This is a genomic window from Tateyamaria sp. 7Alg 36 (genome assembly GCF_059882455.1).
In genome coordinates, this window is record NZ_CM187613.1 from 3,234,417 (window position 1) to 3,251,613 (window position 17,197).

Here is a 17,197-nt window from a genome sequence, read left to right on the forward strand (position 1 = left end):
TTCCTCAGACTTTGATGTTTGTCAGTACGCGCATCACCACAAGGTTGACGCACAAGAAGATGCCCACAACAAAGCAGGCGGGAATGAACCACGGGTGGTCGCGCACTTCGTCATAGTAATGCGGATCACCGATCTGGATCACGACCAGCGCCACAAGCGGGAAGGCGGACAGGAACTTGCCCGACCACTTCGCCTCGGCGGTGATGGCCTTGACCCGGCGGAACAGGCGGAAACGCGCACGGATCACCTTGGCCAGCCCCATCAGGATTTCGGCAAGGTTGCCGCCCGATTGCTGCTGGATGGTCACGGCCACGGCAAGAAAGCGCAAATCCTGCATGTCCAGACGTTCGGCCATCGCCTTGAGGCTTTCGCCCACATCACGGCCAAAGGCGGATTCATCCGCAATCACGCCGAACTCCGAAGCAAGTGGATCCTGCACCTCTTTGGCGACGATCTGGATGGCCGAGCTGAACGGGTGGCCGACGCGCAGACTGCGCACCATCAGTTCCACCGCGTCGGGCAGTTGTTCCTCGATCATGGCCATGCGTTTGTTGGCCTTGGAGGACACCCAGAAGAATACCGCGCCGATGCCGATGCCGATGGACAGCACGATACGCACGGGCGGTTCGGTTTCGGTGCCGACGCTAAGGCCGACAAAGGCGACCACGGAAAGGCCGCCCATCACCATGATCAGCTGTTGTGGGGTAAAGGCGATGGCCGCCTTTTGAGCCCGTTCCGCCAGCAGCGAGTAAAGCGGAATGGACCGCGCGCCCATATGCTGCTGCAATTCCTTGCGCAGCTGGTCGAGCACTTCCTCGCGCCGCCCGCCGGATTTGTTCAGCATCTCAAGGCGGCGGTTAACGCGGTTATTCAGGCTGATCGACTTGCCGAAAGCGACAAGGTACAGCCCTTCGACCAGCACAAGCACGCCGATGAAGATCAGGCCGTAGATGATGGGTTCTGCGCTCATTTTGACAGGTCCTTGTTGCGCCTTGGCGCCTTGCGTTGGTTACTCGGCGGCGATGGGTTCATAGATCGACGATGGCAGGTCATAGCCCCACATACGGAACCGTTCGGAATAGTGCGACCGCACGCCCGTTGCCGTGAAGTGGCCGATGATCTTGTTTTCCGGTGTGAGGCCCACGCGCTGGAAGCGGAACACTTCCTGCATGGAAATAACGTCGCCTTCCATGCCGGTGATTTCGGTGATCGAGGTCATGCGCCGAGAGCCGTCCTGAAGGCGCGAGGCCTGCACGATCAGGTTCACAGCTGAGGAAATCTGCGAGCGTACCGCCTTGAGCGGCATTTCGATCCCGGCCATGGCGATCATGTTCTCCAGACGGGACACCCCGTCGCGGGCCGAGTTGGCGTGGATCGTGGTCATTGATCCGTCGTGGCCGGTGTTCATGGCTTGCAACATGTCGATGACTTCCTCGCCGCGGGTCTCGCCCACGATGATGCGGTCGGGGCGCATCCGCAGGGCGTTTTTCAGACAGTCGCGGGGGGAAACCTCACCCTTGCCTTCAACGTTGGGCGGGCGGCTTTCCATCCGGCCCACATGGGTCTGTTGCAGTTGCAGTTCCGCCGTATCCTCGATCGTCAGGATACGTTCGGAGTTGTCGATGAACGACGACAGCGCGTTGAGCGTGGTGGTCTTACCCGAACCCGTACCGCCCGACACGATCACGTTCAGACGTGTGGCCACAGCCGCCTGCAGATAAGCGGCCATTTCTTCGGTGAAGGCACCGAACTGCACCAGATCGTCGATGCCCAGCTTGTCCTTTTTGAACTTACGAATGGACACAAGGCTGCCATCCACCGCGATAGGGGGCACCATCGCGTTGAAACGCGACCCGTCCTTGAGGCGGGCGTCCACATAGGGGTTGGATTCATCGACACGCCGACCCACCGCCGACACGATCTTGTCGATGATGCGCAGCAGGTGGCGTTCATCCTTGAAGGTAACGTCGGTCAGTTGCAGCTTGCCTGCGCGTTCCACAAAAATCTGCTGGGGCCCGTTCACGAGGATATCGTTCACGGTGTCGTCTTTCAGCAGCGTTTCCAGCGGGCCAAGGCCCATCACCTCGTCAAACAGTTCCTGGTTGAGAACCTGACGGTCCTCGCGGTTTAGAATGATGTTCTTTTCTTCGAGGAACTCGTTCGAGATGGCCCCGATTTCCTGCCGCAATTCGGCCTCTGTCGCCTTTTCGAGGGCGGCAAGGTTCAGGTTGTCCAGAAGGGCGCGGTGCAGTTCGAGTTTGATCTCGCCCATTCGCTCTTTCTTTTTGCGCTCTTTATCCAGCGGCATAACCGTGGCCGCAGAGGCGTTTGCCTTGCGTTCGATCCGTGGGGGCGCATCTGGTTTGGGCGCGTTAACGACCGCTGCGACAGGGGCGGCGGCCGGTTTGGCAGTCTCTTTTTTGTACTTCGAAAACATTCGGTTACCCCAGTGAGAGGGATCACGCCGCTTTGACGTGATCCTCGCTTAATTCATGAATGGAGGCCGCAAGTTTGGCGATTTCGCGCCGCAGCGGGTTTTTGGCAGCAGATGTGGCAAGGGGCAGGCCGTGATCGCCACCCTGCGTGATGGGTTTGCCGCCATCGGGCAATTGCACTTCGATGGCGATGTCGAGGCTTTCTGCGAGGCGCTTGACCCGCGCCTTGCCACCCAGATCGGTGAACTTGGGCGCACGGTTCAGCACATAGCGCAGCTTTTCCACGGGCAGTTCTTCGGATTGCAGCGCGCGTTTGAACCGCAGCGTGTTCTGCGCCGACCGCATGTCCATTTCCATGGTGGTGAAATAGATGTGCGCCGCGTTCAGCACGGTTTCCGTCCACTGCACCAGCGTCGAAGGCATGTCGATTACAACAAAGTCGAAATGCGCCCGCGCCATGGAAATCACCCGTTCGATATCTTCGGGCGTGATCAGATCCAGCGGGATCATGTCCGCAGGGGCGGTCAGGACTTGCAGGCGGTTTTCGAACAGTTGCAGCGACTGGCCAAAAGAATCCGCGTCCATGCCTTCTGTGTCCGAGAGCATCTCGAACACGGCCTCGTGGCGGGCAAGGTCCAGATAGGTCGAGGCAGAGCCGAATTGCAGATCGAAATCCAGCAGACAGACATTGGGTGTGTCACCAGGATTCAGCAGCGCCAGTTCCCACGCAAGGTTCACGGCCAGCGTGGTCGCACCTGTGCCACCCGCAACGCCGTGGGCCACAAAGACCGCGCCTTGCTTGTCAGTACCGGATTGCAACTGCGCAGTGGTGGGTTGCGCGGTAGGTTCAGTCGCGGGACCGGTGCGCAAACGGTCAATGGCTTGGGCCAGTTCACCTTCGGGCAGGGGGTAGGGGACAAATTCGTCCGCCCCACGGCGCAACAGCTGGTGTAAAGAGGCGGGCGTTACATCGTCGGCAATCAGGATCACCTTGATATTGCGCGCCTTGGCTTGCGAAATGATCTCGCCCATCAGGACAAGGTCGTCTTCGTCGGCGTCATCAATGGCCAATGCGACGAATTCCAGCGCCTCGGCCTCGGCCTGATTGAAGAAGGCAAGCGACTCGGCAAAACCCAGATCACCCCAGCTTTCGCCCAGAACCTGTTCCATGTCTTCGATCAACAGATCAAAGTTCTGTACGTCGCGGCTGATGGTACAGGCCGTGATTGGTGCTGTTTCCGGTTGTGGCATCGTGCTGCTCATTGTGCCCCGTGTCCTTCCTTGTGACGGCCCCCGCAGCGTGAAAAGGGCCATTCTGGACCTCCTGCTGGGGCGGCTGAGCCCAAACGGATTGGGCGTAGCTATCCTTAGGGGGTGTTTTCGCAGTCAATTCAGGCGAGATTTGGGCCAAAAAGCTCCAATTGTTGGGTATCTCTAAACGATCAGGCGCGCAGACTGGGATTGTCTGCGCGCCTGATGCGTCGAATTAGAGGAATGCCGCTTATTGTTCGGTGCGGAATTCGGAGCCGGAAATGCCGGTCAGCTGGCTTTGTGGTGCGGCGGATTGCACGTAATCGCGATAGATGATCTGGGCGTATTGTCCATCCAGAACAGTGGGATGCGACTGTACGAAACCGGTCACTTCGGTGACGGTGCGGCGGTTACGACGTTCGCGCCCTTGCGACACGATCAGCGGCTGCGTTTCCCCAAAGGAGGCAACCGCCTCTAGCCGCGAGCGGCTGATGCCGTGGCTGACAAGAAAGGCGACAACGGCGTTTGCACGCGCAAGGCCGAGGCTTTTGTTATAACCGGCCGATCCGACGGCATCGGTGTGGCCATAAACGCGGAAGCGGACTTCGGGGAACTGACGGATCCACTGCGCCTGTTCGCGCAACGTGTCCCGCGCCCCTGCGTCAAGCGCGGCGGAGTTGAAAGCGAAGTTGACTGTCGTCAACACCTCAGTGGCAAAGCGGTTTGCCAGATCAAAGGTGTATTGGCGTTCGCCCGTCATATAAAGCGTATTGCTGGCCGTTGCGTTGCCGAACTGGCCCGTATCAACCAAAGAACCGGCTTCGCGGTAGAACTGTGTATAGACCGGATCGCTGGACGGACCGCATGCGCCTAGGACAAGACTGCCGGCCAATGCGAAAGGGATGAGTGGTTTCATGACCAGTCCTTAATCCAACACATAGCCATATGAGCCCGAGAAGTCCTGCTTGGCAACCTCGCCGGCAGCACCCTGTTTCGGGGTGCGTGTGCCCGCAGCGGTGCGACCGTACAGGAAAAGGTCTTTTTCGCTGGGCGGTTTGATGCGGTCGGTGGGCAGGGCCAGAACGTCGCCGCGCACGGGCGAGACGAGGTGGGCCGTGATGATGATGACCAGTTCAGTCTGGTTCCGCTGGTAAGAGGCCGAGCGGAACAGCGCGCCAAGGATCGGCACGTCGCCCAACCAAGGCAACTGGCTGGAATTGTCGTCGAAGTTGTCCTCAAGCAGACCGGCGATGGCAAAGCTTTCGCCGTCGCGCATTTCCACTGTGGTAGAGGTTTCGCGCCGCGAGAAGGCGTCGATCTCGAACCCGTTGAAGGCAAAACCGTTGGTGGGGTCGATGGCCGACACTGCCGCCTCAAGTTCGAGGTTGATCAGATCCTTGTCCACCACGCGGGGAATAAAGTTCAGCTCGATCCCGAAAGGTTTGAATTCGACCGTGATGGTCCCGTTATCCTGACTGACGGGCACGGGATATTCGCCGCCCGCAAGGAACTTTGCCTCTTGCCCCGACAGGGCCACAAGGTTCGGTTCGGCCAGCGTGCGCACAACGCCTTTTGTTTCAAGGGCTTCGAGCAGCAGGCCCACTTGGGTGTTGCCAGCGTTAAAGCCAAAGAGGATGGCGCCGGTATTCGCGTTCACGTTCGGAACGTTGCCACCCAGCGACGTGCCGATGCCGCCGGAGCTGTTGGTTGTGCCGGTCCCGCCGTTCACACCCACATCGCCGGAAAAGATCGACCCGTTCAGAGACAGGGACGAGCTGAGCGATTTGGAGACCGAGCGGTTCATCTCGGCAAAGCGGACCTTCAGCATGACCTGCTGGACGCCGCCAACGCTCATCAGGTTGGAGACGCGCCCTTCGGCATAGCGTTCGGCCAGATCAAGCGCGCGTTGCAGGCGCGAGGTCGAAGACACAACACCGGACAGCACGATGCCGTCATTGGCGGTGCGTACTTCGATCTTCTCTCCGGGTAGGATCTGGCGCAGACGTTCCTTGAATTCGGAAATATCGGCGGCGACACGGACGTTCACGTTCGTAATCAGGCGTCCATTGGCATCCAGCAGGGTCAATGTCGTCAGACCAGGGGATTTACCAAGCACATAGATTGTGCGGTCGCTCAGGGACGAGATATCGGCGATGGCCGGATTGGCGATGCTCAGTTCGGCAAATGCCACATCACTTTCGACCACGACAGCGCGGTTCATCGGCACATCCAGTGTGGAGTCCGTGGCCTTGCGCACAACCCGCAACGTGTCAGCCCCTGCGGTCATCGCAATCGGGCTTACAGCAAGAGACAGCCCCAGCAGGGCTGCTTTGAAAATTCCATCAAATTTCATGTGACCTGCCTTTTTGATCACGCCTCGGTGTCGGGTCTTTTTGCCCGCGTATTGTTATAACCATGCGCCAGTTTGATTTTTTTTGCAAGAATCAATGGGTTCGACCCATGCGTTTATGTGGGCAACGGGCAACAGCGCCGAAAATGGCAACGGCGCTTCCTTGGGGAAACGCCGCTGCAAGTCATTGTTTTCAGGGGATCAGTTCGCAGATCAGTTGGTGCAGGGGATCGGGATTTCGACCACCTCTGCGCCACGCCGCGTGCGGATCGTACAGGTCTTTTCCTTTTCGACCTGTGCTTTGACCTCTTGGGTTTCAAGACCCAAGAGGGCGCGCTGGTCCACTTCGATGGCGCCCGCGATCGTATCATCCTCGGCCCCGACAAGGGACAGGGACAGACGGCCAGTCGATTGCGCTTGCGCCAGCGTTGCAACCTGTGCGGGACCGATTGCGACGGTCACGGTACGTGCAATGATCGCGCCATCAAGGTCGCCTGCCGCGTTCTGGTCGATGGCGATCAGCTTGACGCCCGGTTCGATCAGTTTGGTCACTTCCCCGCGCGATGTGCCAAGGGATTGATCCACGCGGCCGGTCCAATAGACATCGACACGGTCACCAGGACGCAAGAAGCCGGACACGCCCGATGCAACGTCGACCCTGAGAGCAAAGGCGCGCATACCCCGTTCCAGACGCGAGGTCAGGCCTGCTTCTTCACCGGGTTCGGTGACTTTCACGGCCATGATGGCCTCGTCCTTTTCCATCGCGCGCAAAACGACGCGGTCTGCGGTCACACCTTCAGGGAACAGGGGGTTTTCCTCGGTAAAGGTGCCTTCGGGGATGGCGTTTTCGGGCCAGTCCACGGTGCGCACATCCTTGGCTGTCAGCGTCTCACCGTATTTCAGGCGACGCTGGGCCACGTAAACAGGCACAGTCGGCACGATCTTCTGGCGTTGGGCGCGTTCCTTGGCCAGCGCGGTCTGGTATTGGCCGATATAATTCTTTGCCATGTACACGGCGCCACCAGCCAGGGCGATCCCTGCCAAAAGCACCAATCCAAAAACCATTCGCATTTCATTTACCTCATCATTGGGTCCGGTTCGCCGGAAGGGCGGGGACCTCTTGGGGCGGGTATGACCCCAGATTGTGGCGGTTTCGGGGACAAGGGGGGGATAAACTGGGGCAGTCAGGCGTGCCGCGGCGCGGTGACGGGTCTGGCAGACACGGCAAATGCCCGGCGTGACAGACCGGGCAGTTTGGATATGTAATTGTTGTGATGCAGCCGGATCAGAAGAAGTTCGTCATGAACGCTTCGACGCCTGCGGATACTCCGGCCGACCCGTTCGTGAGGGCGACAACAAGAGCGACGGCAAGAGCGACAACTGCTGCCGTCAACACGACCCAGTCGACTGTAACGGCACCGCGCTCGTCGCGCAGGAATTTGGAAATGAAGTGGTTCGGCATGGGGAACCCTTTTTGAACATTTGTTACGTTTAAACAAAGACGAAGGGGCCGCGTCCGGGAATGGTCGCGGCCCCTAGCGCAATTCTAAATGTCAGGTCAGACCGACTTATTCCTCAGCGACTGCGTTAGGGTCTTGAGCTTGCAGGAACGAGTCTGTGTCGGCTGTCAGCTCGGTCGCGCCTGTTTCGATGGAAGTGTAGGCAGCAACGGCCAGGCCAACAACGGCAGCGGTCAGAACGACCCAGTCAACTGTTACGGCGCCGTCTTCGTCGTTGCGGAAGTTTTTGATGAATTTGATCATGTGATGTCCCTCCAAAGGATCATAAAGTTTGTGTTGTCTACCTTGCCGTCTGTTTGGGGCCGCTCTCTCTCATTGGCCCGTGTCCGACTTGGTATGACGCTATATAGCCCTTGGATTGGGGCACGAATTTGGCGGCAAATTGGGCTTTTCGGGTCGCATCGCAAAAAATCGACGGGTTTCGCTTAGTGCGCTGAAAATTAACGATTTTAATAGTTGAAAAAATGTGAAGAAGGGCGTTTTTCCCTGTCCGGCATGGCAAATAAGGCAAATCCGCCTTTTTTGCATTCACCAATGCTAGCCCAAAGCGGCTATTTTTGCGATACTGGGGCCAATATCGGTCAAAGAACCGAAGCTTTCCGAGGCAGGCAGTGTGATGAAACCTCTCTTTTTTGCAGCATTGGTGTCTGCGGGCCTGATTTCTGCGCCTTTGGCCGCAAAAGACCCGCCACCGTTCAAGGATTTTTCCGCGAAACGGATTAAACCGCCCAGCAGTGGCGCGAAAAAGCGGATCACCATCCAGATCGAACCCGACGCGCCCACGCCCGAAGCTGTTGCGCAGCCCGATCCGTCGTCGGGCGGTGCGCCTGCGGCCTATGCGGCGCGCTATGACTGGTTTTGGGAGGATGTGTCGCCCGATATCACTGATGCGGGGCCCGGGCGGCTGGATCTTGCGGTGCGAGCTTTGGCCCGCGCCAAGACGCCTGTGCCCGTGCCACGTTTGCAGCAGATGCAGGCGCTGGCGAAATCACGCGGTATCGACATCCTTAAGGCAACCATTGGTACCGAGGTGTCACCGGCGCTGGTGCTGGCGGTAATGATGGTCGAATCCGCGGGCAATGCCGAGGCGCAAAGCCGCGCAGGCGCGCAAGGGTTGATGCAGTTGATGCCAGATACCGCCAGCCGCTTTGGCGTCGAGGACAGTTTCGAGCCGTCCCAGAACATCGCGGGCGGGGTCAAATACCTGAACTGGTTGATGGAGACCTTTGACCGCGATCCGGTGCTGGTATTGGCGGGGTATAATGCGGGCGAGGGGGCTGTGCGCAAACATCAGGGCGTACCACCCTATAATGAAACCCGCGATTACGTGCCCAAAGTACTGGCGACGTTCCAACTGGCGCGGGGGCTGTGTATCACGCCGCCCGAACTTGTCACGGATGGCTGTGTGTTTGCAGCGATGAACTGAAGGCCAGTTCGGATGGCTTGGACCTGAACGCGGATCGCGCAGGTCCAAGCGGTAGTTTTATCAGACGATGGTGGCTTCGGTTGCGGCGCGCAATTCGTCTTCGGTGACGCCCTCGGCGGTCTCGACAATGCGCAACCCGCCTTCGACCACATCCAGAACACCCAGATCGGTGATGATACGGTCAACCACGGCCTGACCGGTCAGGGGCAGGGTGCAGGATTTCAGCACTTTGCTGTCGCCATGCTTGTTGGTGTGGTCCATCACGACCACCACGCGGCCTACGCCTGCAACAAGGTCCATCGCGCCGCCCATACCTTTGACCAGCTTTCCAGGGATCATCCAGTTGGCAAGGTCGCCGTTCTCGGCCACTTCCATCGCGCCCAGAATCGCCATCGCGATCTTGCCGCCACGGATCATGCCGAACGACTGCGCGCTGTCGAAATAGGCAGTCTGGGGCAGTTCGGTAATGGTCTGCTTGCCCGCGTTGATCAGGTCGGCGTCTTCGGTGCCTTCCACGGGGAAGGGGCCCATGCCAAGCATGCCGTTTTCCGATTGCAACGTCACTTCGATGCCTTCGGGGATGTAGTTGGACACCAGCGTCGGGATGCCGATGCCAAGGTTGACGTACCAGCCGTCTTCGAGTTCCTGCGCGGCGCGCGCGGCCATTTGATTGCGGTCCCAGGGCATGTCTATTCCTTATCCGTCGATAAATGTCGTGCCCGCAGGCACAGTCAACTTAGGCTGCACGCGTTGTGCGCTGCTCAATCCGTTTTTCGTGCTCGCCTTGGATCAGGCGGTGCACATAGATACCGGGCAGGTGGATCGAATCCGGATCCAGAGAGCCGGTGGGCACGATTTCCTCGACCTCGGCCACGCAGACCTTGCCACACATCGCCGCTGGCGGGTTGAAGTTGCGCGCGGTCTTGCGGAACACGAGGTTACCGGTTGCATCCGCTTTCCATGCCTTGACGATGGCGAGGTCGGCAAAGATGCCGCGTTCAAGGATATAGGTCTCGCCGTCGAACTCTTTGTGCTCTTTGCCCTCGGCAATAACGGTGCCCACGCCTGTCTTGGTGTAGAAACCGGGAATGCCGCAGCCACCTGCGCGCATACGCTCGGCCAATGTGCCTTGGGGATTGAATTCCAGTTCCAGCTCGCCCGACAGGTACTGGCGCATGAATTCCGCGTTCTCACCGACATAAGAGCTGATCATCTTTTTCACCTGCCGCGTCTGCAACAGGATGCCGATGCCGAAATCGTCGACGCCTGCGTTGTTGCTGGCAAAGGTCAGGTTCTTGGTGCCCGCGTCGCGGATCGCTGCCAGCAGCAGTTCAGGAATGCCGCACAGGCCGAAACCGCCCGCTGCAATGAACATGTCGTCAAACAAAAGCCCGTCGAGGGCCTCGGCTGCCGAGCCGTAAATCTTTTTCATAAGTGTCCCCTTACAGCTTCGAAACCGAAGCCTGTATCATCCGCTGGTGACTGTTTGCCGTTCTGCCGACGCAGAGTCAACGCAGAGGCACCGGCTGTTGACGCTAACAGTGCCCCTGCAAATCACCGTAGGGGTATCAGGACTCTTTCTTGTCCGCCGCTGCCTTTTTGGCGGGCGCTTTCTTGGCCGTAGTTTTCTTGGCCGTAGTTTTCTTGGCGGCAGGTTTTTTCGCCGCTGTTTTCTTGGCCGCAGGCTTCTTGCGGGTGGTTTTCTTTTTCGCGGGGGCTTTTTCCGCGATCAGTTGCACCGCCATCTCCATGGTGACCTGTTCGGGTTCGGTGCCTTTGGGAATGGTGGCGTTGACCTTGCCCCATTTCACATAGGGGCCGTATTTGCCCTTCATCACCGAAACGGGGCCGCCCTCGTCAGGGTGTTCCCCCAGCTCGTGCAGCGGTTTGGCCGCCACACCACGTCCGCCACGGCTGGCCACTTTCTCGGCCAGCAGTTGCACCGCGCGGTTCATGCCCACGGTCCAGACTTCGTCAATGCTTTCCAGATTGGCATTGGTGCCGCCGCGATCCGAGGTGGATTCGGCATGTTTCAGATAGGGGCCATAGCGCCCGATATTGGCCCAGACCATGACGCCATCTTCCGGATGCGGCCCGACCTCGCGCGGCAGGGACAACAGCATGACGGCGCGGTCCAGTTCCAGTTCCTCCGGCGCCCAATCCTTGGGGATCGACTGGCGCGGGGGCTTCTTGTTCTCTTCGGTCACGGCGCCGCGCTGGACATAGGGGCCAAAGCGCCCTTTGAACACGCGGATCTCGTCGCCCATATCCTCGCCCAGCAACTTGCCGTCCGGCGGGATGGCGCTGGCCTCGGCCTCTGGGTCCGGCGGACCAAAGGGGCGGGTATAGCGGCATTCGGGATAGTTCGAGCATCCGATGAACGCCCCGCCCGAACGCGCGGTGCGCATGGACAGACGCCCAATACCGCAATTGGGACACTGGCGCGGATCACCGCCATCTTCAAGCGGCGGGAACAGATGCGGTTCCAGCACTTCGTTGATCTTTTCCAGCACCTCGGTGATGCGCAATTCGCTGGTTTCCGCAATGGCGGCGGAAAAGTCGGTCCAGAACCGGCCAAGCACGTCTTTATAATTGCGGTCGCCCGCGCTCACGTCATCCAGCTGCGCCTCAAGGTCGGCGGTGAAATCATAGCCCACGTAGCGGCGGAAATAGTTTTCGAGGAAAGCGATGACCAAGCGGCCCTTGTCCTCGGGGATCAGGCGGTTGCGGTCCTTGCGTACATAGCCGCGATCCTGAATTGTCGTGACGATGCTGGCATAGGTCGAGGGACGGCCAATGCCCAACTCTTCCATCCGCTTGACCAGCGTCGCCTCGGTATAGCGGGGCGGGGGCTGGGTGAAATGCTGTTCGGGGGTGACGGTGCGCTTGTCGGCCTTGTCGCCTTGGCTCAGCTGCGGCAGGCGCTTGTCATCATCATCCACGACCTCGTCATCGCGCCCTTCCTCATAGACGCGCAGGAACCCGTCAAACAGAACAACCTGCCCTGTGGCGCGCAGGCCAACCTGACCATCATCGCTGCCGATATCCACAGTGGTACGTTCCAGTCGCGCGCCTTCCATCTGGCTGGCAAGGGTGCGTTTCCAGATCAGATCATACAGCTTGCGTTGGTCCGCATCCGTCACCGGCAGATCGTCGGGTTTGACGGTCATGTCGGTGGGGCGGACACATTCGTGCGCTTCCTGTGCGTTCTTGGCCTTGTTCTTGTAGATGCGCGGTTTCTCGGGGACGTAATCCTTGCCATAGAAGCTGGCGATGGCGTCGCGCGCGGCGCTGACGGCCTCGGGCGCCATGTCGATGCCGTCGGTCCGCATATAGGTTATGTAGCCTGCCTCGTACAAACGCTGCGCCGTGCTCATCGCGGCGCGTGCGCCCATGCCGAACTTGCGGCTGGCCTCTTGTTGCAGGGTCGACGTCATGAAGGGCGCGGACGGGTTGCGCGAGGCGGGTTTGGCCTCGACCGACTGGATCTTCAGGTCGCGGCTGTCGATGGCGGCGACGGCCATTTCCGCCTGCGTCTGGTTTTCAAGGTCGAAACGGTCCAGCTTTTTGCCCGCAAGGCTGACAAGGCGCGCCTCGTATTCCTGACCGCGCGGGCTGGCCAGCAGGGCCTTTACGGACCAGTATTCGCGGTTGCGGAACGCTTCGATTTCCATCTCGCGCTCGGTCAGGATGCGCAGGCACACAGATTGCACGCGGCCTGCCGACTTTGCTCCGGGCAGCTTGCGCCACAGCACGGGCGACAGGTTGAAGCCCACCAGATAATCCAGCGCGCGGCGGGCGAGGTAGGCCTCGACCAGCGGCATGTCGACTTGGCGCGCATTGGCCATCGCCTCGGTCACGGCGGTCTTGGTGATCGCGTTGAAGGTCACGCGGCTGACGGGGGTGTCTTTCTTGATCGACTTGCGCTTGGTCAGCGCCTCTTGGAGGTGCCAGCTAATCGCTTCGCCTTCACGGTCGGGGTCGGTCGCGAGGATCAGTGCGTTGTCTTCTTTCAACGCGTCGGCAATCGCCTTCATGTGTTTCTTGCTGTCGCTTGCGACCTCCCACAGCATCTCGAATCCGTTGTCTGGATCGACCGATCCGTCCTTGGGAGGCAGGTCGCGGACGTGCCCGTAACTGGCCAGAACGGTATAATCGTCGCCCAGATATTTGTTGATTGTCTTGGCTTTAGCTGGGGATTCGACAACGACAACTGGCATGAAACGGTTCAACCTTGGACGGGAAAATTTGGTGCTCTATGGCCGCGCAAGATGTGTTGTGCAAGAGAGGAATGTCAACGGGTGCTGCTCTGCGGCCCCTAACTGACACGGGTCAGCAGCCCGCCCGGGGCCCTGTCGATCGTGCCGTCAAGCTCCAGTTCGACAAGGACAGGGGCCACGCTGGCAGGGGGTGCGCCGATGTCGCGGATCAACTGGTCTTCGGCCAGAGGCGAGGGGCCCAGACGCGATAGGATCTGGCTGTGCAGATCGGCGGTTTCGCGCAAACTGCGGCGGTCGGGCGGGGCGGCTTGTGGGAATTCCAGCGGCAGTTCCATGGTCTTTGGCGCCAGCGGGGCCAGCGCCTCGATCACATCGGCGGCGTTGCGCACCAGCGTCGCCCCGTCGCGGATCAGCATGTTGCAGCCCGAGGCGCGCGCATCCATCGGATGGCCCGGCACGGCCAGCACCTCGCGGCCCAGATCAAGTGCGTCGCGGGCGGTGATCAGGCTGCCGGATTTCGCCGCCGCCTCCACCACCACGGTTGCGCGGCCAAGGCCCGAGATCAGGCGGTTGCGTGCGGGAAAGTGACGCGCCATCGGTTGCAGCCCCATGGGCTGTTCGCTGAGGCGTACGCCCTGATCCGCGATCTTCAGGGCGAGTTCGGTGTTTTCGGCAGGGTATATGGTGTCGACCCCGCCTGCCTGCACGGCAATCGTGCCGGTTTCCAGTGATGCCAGATGCGCGGCCGCATCCACGCCGCGCGCAAGGCCGGAGACGACGACAAAACCCGCCGCCCCGAGGTCATGGGCAAGGGCGCGCGCCATCCGCGTGCCAAGGGAGGAAGCGTTGCGCGCCCCCACAAGGGCGACGGCGGGGCGGTTTAGTAGTGCCGGATCGCCCAGCACCCATAGAAAAGGCGGCGCATCGCGTAAGTCATAAAGGGCGGTGGGATAGTCGGGGCTACCGTGTGCGATCAGTCGGGCACCTGCCGCGCGTCCGGCGCTTAGTTCGGCATGCACAACCGCTTCGGGGCAAATGGTATAACGCTCAACGCCGGCGGCACGCGCTACCTCGGGTAGCGCGGCCAGCGCGTTTTGCGCAGTGCCGTGTTCAATCAGCAGACGTTGATACGTCGATATGCCGACCCGGCGAGAGCGCAACAGACGAAGACACGCAAAACGGTCATCTTCCGAGGTGGGTGGGAGTGGGGGGTGAGTGGAAGAAGGATGGGCATCCTTTTCAGTCATCCGTGTCTCCGTCCGTTGCTTGCTTTTTTATAGAATCAGCAAGGTTAACAACGCATGAACACCTTTTCGCCAATGAGAGGCAAAACCGTACTACTCTGATTTTAAGCAATAATTTCAGTGACGAAATTTGAAATTGGAACAAAACTCGAACGATCCGACGTCCCGCGCCTCCCCCGAATAGGGGAGGGACAGGGCGCAACGGGCGCTGATTTTACCCGAATCGGAGGCAGAAAGATCAGGCGGCCGACCCACCGACGGTCAGTCCGCCAATCATCAATGTGGGCTGGCCGACGCCGACAGGCACCCATTGGCCCGCCTTGCCGCAATTCCCCATGCCTGGATCAAGCGCCATGTCGTTGCCGATGGCGCGGATATGTTTCAGCGCGGTCGCGCCGTCGCCGATCAGGGTCGCGCCCTTGACCGGCGCACCGACGACGCCGTTCTGCACGCGGTAGGCTTCGGTGCAGGAAAACACGAACTTGCCGTTGGTGATGTCGACCTGACCGCCGCCAAAGCCGACGGCATAGATCCCGTCCTTCAGGTCTGCCACGATATCGCCCGGGGCCACGTCACCACCCAACATATAAGTGTTGGTCATGCGCGGCATCGGCGCGTGGGCATAGCTTTGGCGACGCCCGTTGCCGGTGGCCTCCACCCCCATCAGGCGTGCGTTCTGGCGGTCCTGCATATAGCCGACCAGCACGCCATCCTCGATCAGCACATTCTTGGCCGATGGTGTGCCTTCGTCATCAATGGTAATTGATCCGCGCCGGTCGGGAATCGTACCGTCATCCAGAACCGTAACACCGCGGGCCGCGATCTGCTGGCCCATTAAACCCGCAAATGCCGAGCTGCCCTTGCGGTTGAAATCGCCCTCAAGCCCGTGGCCGATGGCCTCGTGCAGCAGAATGCCGGGCCAGCCGGGGCCAAGGACCACATCCATCACACCCGCAGGGGCAGGGACCGCATCAAGGTTGACCACGGCCACGCGCAATGCCTCGCGCGCTTTGGCCTGCCAGTCGGCACGGTCGATCAGCCCGTCCAGACCGACGCGCCCGCCGCCGCCCGCACTGCCGCTTTCGCGCCGCCCGTTCTGTTCCACGATGACCGAGATATTCAGCCGCGACATCGGGCGCACATCGCGCACAGACAGACCGTCGGGGCGCAGAATCTCGATCTCTTGCAGCGATGCGGCAAGCGATGCCGACACCTGCACAACCCGCGAATCAAGACCGCGCACAAAGGCGTCGACCTCTTTCAGGGTTTCGAGCTTTACCGGAAAAGATGCACCGGCAATCGGATCGGCATCTGTATAAAGGTGCCGGTTGGTGGCTTGGGGTGCATCCGCCATGGTGCCGCCCCCGTCGCCGACAGCGAGGCGGGCCGTTTCCGCCGCACGGCGCAAGGCGGATTCGCTGATCTCGGTTGAATGGGCGTATCCCGCGACCTCACCGCGCACAGCGCGCAGGCCAAAGCCCTTTGCCGCATCATAGCTGGCCGTTTTCAACCGCCCGTCATCATAGACAAGCGCCTCGGACCGGCGCTGTTCAAAGAACAACTCGCCATCATCAGCCCCTTCGGTCGCCCCCCTTAGAATGTCGAGCGCGGCAGTCCGGTCGACCAATTGGTCCAGCGGGGCAAAGGGGGCATCGGTCATGGAAGGCTCCTTAGAAAGGTTGCGGGGGGCATTTTGTGCGCAAAGCGTCCGTTTGACGCGCCCCTTATGTCTTTATCTTGGATCAAAGATATGATTGTAAGTGCCATCAATACAACGGGAGGCGTGCACCACACCTCTTGGACCAGATCAATGATCCAACAAGATCAGGACGACCAAATGAAAAAGCTTTTCTCGATGTCGGGCGTCACAGCCGCCCTCACCGCCGCACCAGCATGGGCCCAGGACGGGCTAGAGGTGATCGGACGCCCCGTTGATGGTGGGATGGGCTTTCAGCCTGCGGCCACTGAAATCGCGCGCCGTTTGCAGTGGTTGGACGGTATGATCCTTGTGATCATCACGGCGATTACCCTGTTCGTCACCCTGCTGCTGGCATGGGTGATCGTGCGTTATAACCGCAAGCGTAACCCCGATCCGGCTGCGTTTACCCACCACACGCCCATCGAAATCGCGTGGACGATCATCCCGATTGTCATTCTGGTCTTCATTGGTGCGTTCTCGCTGCCGACCCTGTTCCACCAACAGGAAATCCCAGAGGCCGACATCACCATCAAGGCGACCGGCTACCAGTGGTTCTGGGGTTACGAGTATGTGGACGAGGGCTTTGGCTTTGAATCCTACATGATCGGCGCGCCAGCGACCGGTGGCGACAACTCCCTGACGCCAGAGACCGAAGCCGCACTGGTCGAAGCAGGCTATGCCCGCGAAGATTTCCTGCTGGCCACGGACAATGCGGTCGTCATTCCCGTGAACAAAACCGTTGTTGTTCAAGTCACCGGCGCCGACGTGATCCACGCGTGGACCATCCCTGCCTTCGGTGTGAAACAGGATGCTGTGCCTGGCCGTCTGGCGGAACTGTGGTTCAAAGCCGAGCAGGAAGGCGTCTATTTCGGTCAGTGTTCCGAGCTTTGCGGCATCGCACACGCCTACATGCCGATCACCGTCAAAGTGGTGAGCGAAGAGGCCTATGCCGCATGGCTGGCCGACGCCAAGCAGGAATTCGCGGGCACGCCCAGCACGCTGACTGTCGCTTCCAACTAAATGTGTCGGGCGGGGGATTTCCCGCCTGCACA

Annotated in this window: 15 protein-coding genes; 2 read left to right on the top strand and 13 right to left on the bottom strand. The window is 60.1% G+C overall.

All coding sequences use genetic code 11. The annotated features are described in order from the left end of the window. Positions 1 to 4: 4 nt before the first annotated feature. From AC6GQJ_RS15755 to AC6GQJ_RS15790, 8 genes are all read right to left on the bottom strand, one after another. Positions 5 to 970 carry a type II secretion system F family protein gene (locus AC6GQJ_RS15755; protein WP_500769955.1) on the bottom strand — a complete coding sequence of 322 codons (966 nt, stop codon included), beginning with the start codon at positions 968 to 970 and terminating at the stop codon, positions 5 to 7. A 39-nt stretch (positions 971 to 1,009) separates the two neighbouring features. Beyond that, positions 1,010 to 2,437 (bottom strand): TadA family conjugal transfer-associated ATPase, encoded by a 1,428-nt coding sequence (locus tag AC6GQJ_RS15760; protein WP_500769957.1) that lies wholly within the window; start codon positions 2,435 to 2,437, stop codon positions 1,010 to 1,012. A gap of 22 nt (positions 2,438 to 2,459) precedes the next feature. Then, a complete protein-coding gene (locus AC6GQJ_RS15765; RefSeq protein ID WP_500769959.1) occupies positions 2,460 to 3,698 on the bottom strand; it encodes a CpaE/TadZ family protein in 1,239 nt (412 codons plus the stop codon). Positions 3,699 to 3,936: 238 nt separating this feature from the next. Then, positions 3,937 to 4,602, bottom strand: coding sequence for an OmpA family protein (locus tag AC6GQJ_RS15770; protein ID WP_500769961.1), 666 nt, complete (start codon positions 4,600 to 4,602; stop codon positions 3,937 to 3,939). A gap of 9 nt (positions 4,603 to 4,611) precedes the next feature. Further along, a complete protein-coding gene (locus AC6GQJ_RS15775) occupies positions 4,612 to 6,039 on the bottom strand; it encodes a type II and III secretion system protein family protein (protein ID WP_500769963.1) in 1,428 nt (475 codons plus the stop codon). Between the two features lie 210 nt (positions 6,040 to 6,249). Further along, complete coding sequence (gene cpaB, locus AC6GQJ_RS15780; RefSeq protein ID WP_500769965.1) at positions 6,250 to 7,107, bottom strand: Flp pilus assembly protein CpaB; 858 nt, start codon at positions 7,105 to 7,107, stop codon at positions 6,250 to 6,252. Between the two features lie 214 nt (positions 7,108 to 7,321). Then, entirely contained in the window at positions 7,322 to 7,498 is a 177-nt protein-coding gene (locus AC6GQJ_RS15785) for a hypothetical protein (protein WP_500769967.1), read from the bottom strand. A gap of 106 nt (positions 7,499 to 7,604) precedes the next feature. After that, on the bottom strand, positions 7,605 to 7,799 hold the full coding sequence (locus tag AC6GQJ_RS15790) for a hypothetical protein (RefSeq protein WP_500769969.1): 195 nt from the start codon (positions 7,797 to 7,799) through the stop codon (positions 7,605 to 7,607). Positions 7,800 to 8,172: 373 nt separating this feature from the next. Between AC6GQJ_RS15790 and AC6GQJ_RS15795 the strand changes: the two genes are divergently transcribed. Further along, positions 8,173 to 8,982 (top strand): lytic transglycosylase domain-containing protein, encoded by an 810-nt coding sequence (locus tag AC6GQJ_RS15795; protein ID WP_500769971.1) that lies wholly within the window; start codon positions 8,173 to 8,175, stop codon positions 8,980 to 8,982. A 60-nt stretch (positions 8,983 to 9,042) separates the two neighbouring features. On the opposite strand, the gene AC6GQJ_RS15800 is transcribed toward AC6GQJ_RS15795, so the two are convergent. The 5 genes from AC6GQJ_RS15800 to tldD all read right to left on the bottom strand — a co-directional run bounded on the left by AC6GQJ_RS15800 (position 9,043) and on the right by tldD (position 16,106). Then, the gene (locus AC6GQJ_RS15800; protein WP_500769973.1) at positions 9,043 to 9,669 is read right to left on the bottom strand and encodes a 3-oxoacid CoA-transferase subunit B; all 627 of its coding nucleotides are present in this window, start codon (positions 9,667 to 9,669) and stop codon (positions 9,043 to 9,045) included. Between the two features lie 49 nt (positions 9,670 to 9,718). Then, the gene (locus tag AC6GQJ_RS15805; RefSeq protein ID WP_500769975.1) at positions 9,719 to 10,414 is read right to left on the bottom strand and encodes a CoA transferase subunit A; all 696 of its coding nucleotides are present in this window, start codon (positions 10,412 to 10,414) and stop codon (positions 9,719 to 9,721) included. Between the two features lie 136 nt (positions 10,415 to 10,550). Next, on the bottom strand, positions 10,551 to 13,202 hold the full coding sequence (gene topA / locus AC6GQJ_RS15810) for a type I DNA topoisomerase (protein ID WP_500769977.1): 2,652 nt from the start codon (positions 13,200 to 13,202) through the stop codon (positions 10,551 to 10,553). A 98-nt stretch (positions 13,203 to 13,300) separates the two neighbouring features. Further along, on the bottom strand, positions 13,301 to 14,449 hold the full coding sequence (gene dprA, locus AC6GQJ_RS15815; RefSeq protein WP_500769979.1) for a DNA-processing protein DprA: 1,149 nt from the start codon (positions 14,447 to 14,449) through the stop codon (positions 13,301 to 13,303). 235 nt (positions 14,450 to 14,684) lie between these two features. After that, entirely contained in the window at positions 14,685 to 16,106 is a 1,422-nt protein-coding gene (gene tldD, locus AC6GQJ_RS15820; protein WP_500769981.1) for a metalloprotease TldD, read from the bottom strand. Between the two features lie 177 nt (positions 16,107 to 16,283). Between tldD and coxB the strand changes: the two genes are divergently transcribed. Beyond that, positions 16,284 to 17,165, top strand: a complete 882-nt coding sequence (coxB, locus tag AC6GQJ_RS15825) for a cytochrome c oxidase subunit II (RefSeq protein WP_500769983.1) — start codon at positions 16,284 to 16,286, stop codon at positions 17,163 to 17,165. Positions 17,166 to 17,197 lie beyond the last annotated feature (32 nt).